The organism is Streptomyces anandii JCM 4720 (assembly GCF_014650655.1).
Lineage (GTDB): Bacteria > Actinomycetota > Actinomycetes > Streptomycetales > Streptomycetaceae > Streptomyces > Streptomyces anandii.
Window position 1 is genome coordinate 42,367 of the sequence record NZ_BMVJ01000022.1, and the last position, 5,336, is coordinate 47,702.

Annotated in this window: 5 protein-coding genes; 3 read left to right on the forward strand and 2 right to left on the reverse strand. The window is 68.6% G+C overall.

Annotated features, from left to right (window positions below; translation table 11 throughout):
* Nucleotides 1–223 precede the first annotated feature (223 nt).
* Together IE249_RS29445 and IE249_RS29450 are read right to left on the reverse strand one after the other, a co-directional pair.
* The gene (locus IE249_RS29445; protein ID WP_189709616.1) at nt 224–1,063 is read right to left on the reverse strand and encodes an RNA polymerase sigma factor SigF; all 840 of its coding nucleotides are present in this window, start codon (nt 1,061–1,063) and stop codon (nt 224–226) included.
* Between the two features lie 226 nt (nt 1,064–1,289).
* Nucleotides 1,290–2,429, reverse strand: coding sequence for a PucR family transcriptional regulator (locus IE249_RS29450; RefSeq protein WP_189709618.1), 1,140 nt, complete (start codon nt 2,427–2,429; stop codon nt 1,290–1,292).
* Nucleotides 2,430–2,516: 87 nt separating this feature from the next.
* Between IE249_RS29450 and IE249_RS29455 the strand changes: the two genes are divergently transcribed.
* The 3 genes from IE249_RS29455 to trhA all read left to right on the forward strand — a co-directional run.
* Complete coding sequence (locus IE249_RS29455; RefSeq protein WP_189709620.1) at nt 2,517–3,572, forward strand: ferredoxin reductase; 1,056 nt, start codon at nt 2,517–2,519, stop codon at nt 3,570–3,572.
* Nucleotides 3,573–3,579: 7 nt separating this feature from the next.
* Nucleotides 3,580–4,698: a fatty acid desaturase family protein gene (locus tag IE249_RS29460; protein WP_189709622.1), complete on the forward strand. Its 1,119-nt coding sequence runs from the start codon at nt 3,580–3,582 to the stop codon at nt 4,696–4,698.
* Nucleotides 4,699–4,830: 132 nt separating this feature from the next.
* On the forward strand, nt 4,831–5,336 hold a 506-nt coding region (trhA, locus tag IE249_RS38890), incomplete at its 3' end, for a PAQR family membrane homeostasis protein TrhA (RefSeq protein WP_229859510.1).

Here is a 5,336-nt window from a genome sequence, read left to right on the forward strand (position 1 = left end):
ACGGTGAACTGTACGGCACCGACCGGGATCCACCCAATCGGCGTGCCGCCTGCTTCCACCGTGCCGCCGCCCGCGAGGACCTGCGGGCGCACGCTCAGCTCTGCAGAGAAGGAACCGCCGTTCGGCGACGCCTCGCTGCCCTGGCCCCGGGGCCGTGGCGCCAGATGACGATGCCCGCCACGGTTGTGACGGGCATCGGGCGGGGTGCTGACAGAGCCGCCTGTCAGCCGGTGGTGAGCAGGCCCTCGCGCAGGCGAGCGAGGCAGCGGGACAGGAGCCGGGAGACGTGCATCTGGGAGACCCCCAGGCGCTCGCCGATCTGGGCCTGGGTGAGTTCTTCCACGAAGCGCATGTGGATGATCCGCCGGTCGCGCTCATCCAGGCCGGCGATCAGCGGGGCCAGGGAGTGGAAGTCCTCCACCAACCCCAGCGCGGTGTCTTCGACGCCGATGAAGTCCTGCAGGACGCTCTCGCCGTCCTCGCTGCCGCCGATGGCGGCGTCCAGAGAGGAGGAGTTGTAGCCGTTGGCGGCCAGACGGGCCTCTATCACCTCGTCCTCGGGCAGGCTCATCAGCTCCGACAGTTCCTTGACCGTCGGCGTGCGGCCCAACCGGCTTCGCAGTTCTTCCGTGGCCCGGGCGAGCTGGACGCGGGCCTCCTGCAGCCGCCGGGGAACGTGCACGGCCCAGGTGGTGTCGCGGAAGAACCGCTTGATCTCCCCGACGACGTAGGGGATCGCGAAGGAGGTGAACTCCACCTCGCGGGACAGCTCGAAGCGGTCGATCGCCTTGATCAGCCCGATCATGCCGACCTGGACGATGTCCTCCATCTCCTCCGGCCCGCGGCTGCGGAAGCGGCCGGCCGCGTAGCGGACCAGGGACATGTTCATCTCGATCAGCGTGTTGCGCGCATAGCTGTACTCGGGTGTGCCCTCCTCCAGCACTGCCAGCTGTTCGAAGAACAACCGGGAGAGTTCGCGGGCATCCTTGGGCGCCACCCCGGAGGGGTCGGCGACTTCGGGCAGCTCGGTGGTCTGCGTGTCCAGCGTGCTCATGAGCGCCATGTGGGTCCCCTCCCGGATTCGAACTCGTGCCACGGCCCGCTGTGAAACGGCCGACGAGGCTCCGGTTACCCCTTCGTTTTCCAGCCATGCCTGCCACCAAGCGATCGAGGGGCAGCGCCGTGAGCCGGCACGTCTTCCCGCTGGGAGGCCACCCATCGGTCTCGCGCATCACTTCGGCAGCCTCACGCCAGGTTCGGCCGATTCCCGTGGACGGTCGAAGTACGCGTCAACTGGCCCGAAGACCGACCGCAAGAGTCAGTTCAAGGACCCGGTGCGGCGATGTGAGATCCGGAAACAGCTCCCGCAGCTGCGCCATCCGGTACCGGACTGTCTGGGGATGGACGAACAACGCCGCCGCCACCTCGTCCCGCCTGCCCTGGTGCAGCAGCCACGCCCGCAACGTCTCCTCCAGCCGCCGTGCGGTCGCGACAGGCAAGGTGTGCAACGGTGCGAGGGCTCGGGCACGCAGGTCTGCGAACGCGTCCACGTCGGCGCTCAGCACCAGCTCGGGCAGGTGGTCCTCGGTGTCGCGGATATCAGAGGAGAGGGAGCGCGCGCGTACGGCTCGTGCGTACGAGGCCGACGCGCGAGTCCATGGCCGGGCCGGTCCGACCACGGCGGTGCGGTCGGTCAGCTGCCGCAAGAGATGTGATCGGTCGGCATCGGGGACGAGCAGCACACCGGTGGCGTCCGGCAGATCGTCGAGGACGAGGGTGCTCGGGTCGAGCGCGCGGTAGGCAGGCCGGGCCTGGGCGGCGGGCAGCAGGACCGCCGTCAGCGAATCCGGAGGCTGCCATCCGGCCCGTTGAGCAGAGGCCAGCAGCACGTCCGGGCTCACGCCGGCGAGGAGGTCGCGGGCCAGGTGTTCCAGGTGGCGCTCGTGGGCCCTGCCCCGGGCGGCCAGTTCGTCGGCGTGGCCCGCGGCGCTCGCGGCGGAGAGCTCGTCGATGTAGGCGAAGGTCAGCTCGGCGAACTTGGCGACCTCGGCGGCGGGCAGACCTGCGGGCACGGCGCCCGCCGCCAGGCATCGCCAGGCCACGCGGGCGCCGACGCGGTAGGCGCTGAGCAGGGCGTCCATCGAACGTCCGTCGCGCACCTCGCCGCGGCCCAGCTCGTAGGCCGCGTCACCGGCGTCGCCGCCTGTGGCGTTCCCGCTCGCGAGGTCCAGGTAGTGCCCAAGGGCGGTGCGGACGGCTCGGCGGATGGTGGCGCCCATGTGGCCCGACAGGGCGTTGGCGTAGGAGGGGACTTCGTCGATGATCGCCTGGACGACCTCGTCGGCGGTGGTCTTCAGCGCGGCCCTCAGTGCGGTGACCGTCGTCTCATCCAGGGCCAGTTCGCTGGCCCTCTGGGTTACACGACTCACGTTTTTATTCCCTGCGAACAATTCCACCCACCAGATTCACGTCCTGCGGTCAGGACTTTACGCCCTGAGACGCAGCAAGCTGGAGTCATGACGAGTGCAGCCCTTCGCAGCAGGGCGTGGAAACTGCTGGAGATGGTCACGACGCCGCTACTGCCGTCGGACTACCTCGACCTGGTCAGTCCACTGCGTGCGGGCGCTGACCTGCGTGGGCGCATCGAGGCCGTGCACCCCGAGACGGGTGACGCCGCGACCGTCGTGATCAGGCCGGGGCGGGGCTGGCGCGGCCACACGGCCGGTCAGTACGTGCGGATCGGGGTCGACGTCGACGGGGTGCGCCTGTGGCGTGCCTACTCCATCACCTCGCCGACGAACCGCCAGGACGGCCGCGTCACGATCACCGTGAAGGCGATCCAGGACGGCAAGGTCAGCAACCACCTGGTCCGCAGGGCGAAACCGGGCACGTTGATCCAGCTCGACCAGGCGACCGGTGACTTCGTGCTGCCGCAGGCCAAGCCCGCCAAGGTGCTCTACCTGACGGCCGGCAGCGGCATCACGCCCGTGATGGGCATGCTGCGCGACACCGAGTTCGACGACGTCGTCATGGTCCACTGCGCGCCACGGCCGCAGGACGTGATCTTCCGCAACGAACTGCACGAACTGGTCGCGGACAAGAAGCTGCGGCTCATCGAGGTACACACCGACACAGAGGGCATGCTCGACATCGCCCGTCTCGACGAACTCGTGCCCGACTGGGCCGAGCGCGAGACCTGGGCTTGCGGGCCCGCGGGCCTGCTCGACGCCGCCGAAAAGCACTGGAGCGAGCACGGCGTACCAGAGCGCCTGCACACCGAACGCTTCCGCCCCGGCATCGTCGTCGCCGGTGACGGAGGCGAGGTCACGTTCAGCACCACCGGCAAGACCGTCGACGCGGACGGCGCTACGCCGTTGCTGGACGTCGGCGAGGAGGCCGGCGTGCTCATGCCGTCCGGGTGCCGCATGGGCATCTGCTTCGGCTGCGTCACGCCGCTCAAGGCGGGCGCCGTCCGCGACCTGCGCACCGGCGAGATCACCGAGGCCGAGCCGGGCGTCCTCATCCAGACCTGCGTGTCCGCCGCGGCGGGCCCTTGCGACATCGAACGGTAGGAGCACCTTGACCGCCATCGACCCCACCGCCCACCTGACGGCGGAGCAGATCGAGGAGCTCGGCCGCGAGCTGGACGCGATCCGCGACGAAGTGATCGCCGGACGCGGCGAGGAAGACGCCGCCTACATCCGTAGGGTCATCTCGGCGCAGCGCAAGCTCGAGCTGGTCAGCAGGGGCGTGCTGCTGTTCTCGATCTTCCCGCCGGCGTGGCTGCTCGGCACCGCCGGTCTGTCCGTGGCGAAGATCATGGACAACATGGAGATCGGCCACAACATCCTGCACGGCCAGTGGGACTGGATGCGGGACCCGAAGATCCACTCCACCACCTGGGAATGGGATCACGTCTCGCCGGCCGACCAGTGGAAGCACTCGCACAACGAGCTGCACCACACGTACACCAACGTGATCGGCAAGGACAACGACCTCGGCTACGGCATCATGCGCGTCGACGAGGACCAGAAGTGGCACCCCTTCCACCTCGGCCAGCCGCTGTGGAACTTCATCAACGCCTGCTTCTTCGAGTACGGCATCGCGGCGTACGACCTGGAGCTCGGCAAGAACCTGAGCAAGCGCCGCCGCAAGAACCCGGAGTTCCGCGCGCGGGCCAAGGCCGTGGGCCGCAAGATCCGCAAGCAGGTGCTCAAGGACTACGTGGTCCACCCGCTGCTGTCGGGCCCGTCGTTCCTCACCACGCTCGCAGCCACGTTCACCGCGAATCTGGTCCGCAACATCTGGTCCCACTCCGTGATCATGTGCGGGCACTTCCCCGAGGGCGTACAGGTCTTCGAACGCCGGTCGATCGAGGACGAGACGCGCGGCCAGTGGTACCTGCGCCAGATGATGGGCTCGGCAAACATCAGCGGCAGCAGGGCCATGCACTTCATGACCGGCAACCTCTCGCACCAGATCGAGCACCACCTGTTCCCGGACCTGCCGAGCAACCGGTACGCCGAGGTCGCGGTGAAGGTGCGCGCGCTGTTCGAGAAGTACGAGCTGGAGTACGTCACCGGACCACTGCCCAAACAGGTGTTCTCCGCGTGGCGCAAGGTCTTCCGGCTCTCGCTGCCGAACAGGAAGCCCGGGGTCAAGACGCCGGACCGTGAGCAGGAGCTCGTCGCCGCCTGACTTACCTGTGGCGGCCGCCGCAGGCCCAGTTGGTGGCGAGACCGACCTCGGCGGACGCTGCCACGGGCAGCCTCTTAACATGATCGGATGGTTGCCGATGATGCCCAGAGGAACGGGACAGGACGGGAAGTTGTGTCTGGGGACGCCGTAGCCGGTCACCACGGCGGATCACATCGTGGCAATGCCGGGGAGGAGTTCCACCCGGTTGCCGACCTGGTCGATTGGGCGGCCGACCTGGTCGAGCCGGTCAAGCCGAAGCTGCGTGGCTGGCTCCATGCCACGATGGTCCCTGCCTCGGTGAGCGCCGGCATCGTCCTCGTCTGCCTGGCTCGGACCCAGCAGGCGGCCCTGGCCTGCACCGTGTACTCCGTCACCGCCTGGCTGCTGTTCGGGACGAGCGCCGTCTACCACCTCGGTACCTGGGGGTCGATGGGCGAGGCCGTCCTGCGTCGCCTCGATCACGCCAACATCTTCCTGATCACCGCCGGGACGAGCACGCCTCTGGCCGTACTCCTCCTTCCTCCCGACCGGCGGAACCTGCTGCTGTGGATCGTATGGACGGGCGCGCTGACCGGTATCGCCTTCCGGGTGCTGTGGGTCAACGCCTCCCGCTGGCTGTACACCCCCTGCTACCTGGC